Origin of the sequence: Mesorhizobium sp. M5C.F.Ca.IN.020.32.2.1 (assembly GCF_004023105.1) — a bacterium.
GTDB classification, from domain to species: Bacteria; Pseudomonadota; Alphaproteobacteria; order Rhizobiales; family Rhizobiaceae; genus Mesorhizobium; species Mesorhizobium wenxiniae.
This window is the reverse complement of the sequence record NZ_RZSX01001093.1, coordinates 1-1,819: the sequence shown is the minus strand read 5'-3', so window position 1 is coordinate 1,819 and position 1,819 is coordinate 1. Positions and strand designations below refer to the sequence as shown.

At 62.0% G+C, this 1,819-nt stretch carries 2 protein-coding genes; both read left to right on the top strand.

Going from position 1 to position 1,819, the window contains the following annotated elements:
• A partial coding sequence (locus EOA86_RS39045) for a TOPRIM nucleotidyl transferase/hydrolase domain-containing protein (RefSeq protein ID WP_348633381.1) occupies positions 1-887 on the top strand: 887 nt, incomplete at its 5' end.
• Positions 884-1,819 (top strand): UvrD-helicase domain-containing protein (locus tag EOA86_RS33185; protein WP_164892259.1); only part of this gene is annotated, 936 nt, incomplete at its 3' end. The genes EOA86_RS39045 and EOA86_RS33185, both read left to right, overlap by 4 nt.

Sequence of the window (1,819 nt, the reverse complement as noted above, 5' to 3'; positions counted from 1 at the left end):
AGCCGTACCGGCTGCGAAAACTGGTCCGCAGCATCATCGGCGATGCCGGCCAGTCGTTTGTGACCACTCATAGTCCGGTAGCGATTGCCTGCGCTGACGATGCGGCTCTGTGGTATCTCGATACATCCTGCAGGATCGGCGCACTGCCGCGGAACAAGATTGCCGCGCAGCAGCAGCGCGATCCCGAGACGTTTCTGGCAAGGGTCGCCGTCATCGGCGAAGGGCCGACCGAGGCTGGGTTCTTGCGCTACCTTCTCGAAAAGGCTTTTGCTGCCGATCCGCTGGATTATGGCGTAAGGGTCTGCGACGGGCAGGGCAATGACGCTGTGCTAGGGCTGCTTGAAACCCTCGCCGCGACGGGGTTGCGTTTTGCTGGTCTTGTCGATGATGAAGGACGGGCGCCGGGGCGCTGGGCTACACTGAAAGGCAACCTCGGAGACAGGCTCCTTCAGTGGCAGAACGGCTGCACGGAGCAGGTTGTCATCGACGCAATCCCTGATGGGCGGCTGGCTGACCTGATAAGGGACGAGAGCGGAGACCTGCCGGGTGCCCGTCTCAGAACGCTGTCGGTCCGGCTCGGAATCGCCGATCGCGAGCTTGAAGCTATCGAGGCTGCTGCTCTCGAAAAGGGCACTACGCTGAAGGCTCTCGTTATCGCGGCCGCCAGTGGCAATGCCGACGAAGTGGCGGAAGAAGACAAGGCAACACGCAAGGAATGGAAAGCGCACGGCAAGATCTGGTTCAAATCCGGGGACGGCGGCCGGGAACTTGCCGTAAAGATGGTCGCACTTGGCGCATGGCCGGCGATCCGGCCGCGTATCCTGCCACTTCTGAATGCGATCTTGCTGGCGGCTGAACGCCCTGCTATCGGGACGCTTGGCCTGTGAGCGATGAAGCTGTTGCCGGGCTGCTCCGCTCGCATGAGCCGCTGGTCATCATCGAGGCGCCGGCCGGCTGCGGAAAGACGCACCAGGGGGCAAACTATGCGCGTGATGTTGCGGGAACGCTCGGCAGCGGCAGGCTGCTGATCCTAACCCACACCCATGGTGCCTGCGGGGTGTTCGCCGCTCGCACGGCGCACGCGGGCGACAGGGTCGAGATAAGAACGATCGACGCGCTGATCACGCAGATTGCCATAGCCTATCACAGGATACTGGACCTTCCTGCCGATCCGTCTGTCTGGGTCTATAAAGATGGCGGCGCCGGTTTTGCACTCATGGCCAGAAAAGTTGCCGGCCTTCTTTCCGCGCAGAGGATGATCGCGAGAGCGCTGGCCAGACGCTATCCGGTTATTATCTGCGATGAGCATCAGGACACCACGCCCGATCAGCACGCGGTGATCATGGCAATACACCGCGAGGGGGCGGCGTTGCGGATATTCGGCGATCCGCTGCAACGCATATTCGGGGCGGAAAAGACCGATCGGGCGCTTCGTTCGGATCGTGATCGCTGGGAAGAGCTTAAAGCCGCCGGTGCAAGCGAAAGGCTTGATCATCCGCACCGCTGGAAAGATGGCTGCCCACAGCTCGGTTCCTGGGTACTTGAAGCCCGGCAGCAACTCGATTCCGGACGGCCGATCGATCTCACCGGCCGCCTGCCGCTCTCGCTCAGGGTGCTGGAAGGCGATAACATCGCGCAGGCGGCAGGCGGATACATGCTTGAGCGCGCACAGGCGCGCCCCATTTGGAATCATGTCCGCGCGGCAGACGAGATTATGGTCCTCGCCGGAAACCGCCTCATCGGTGGACTTAATGCATTTCTAGGACGCACCCTGCCCATATGGGAAGGGCATCGGCGTGACCATCTCGCGGCGCTTGTT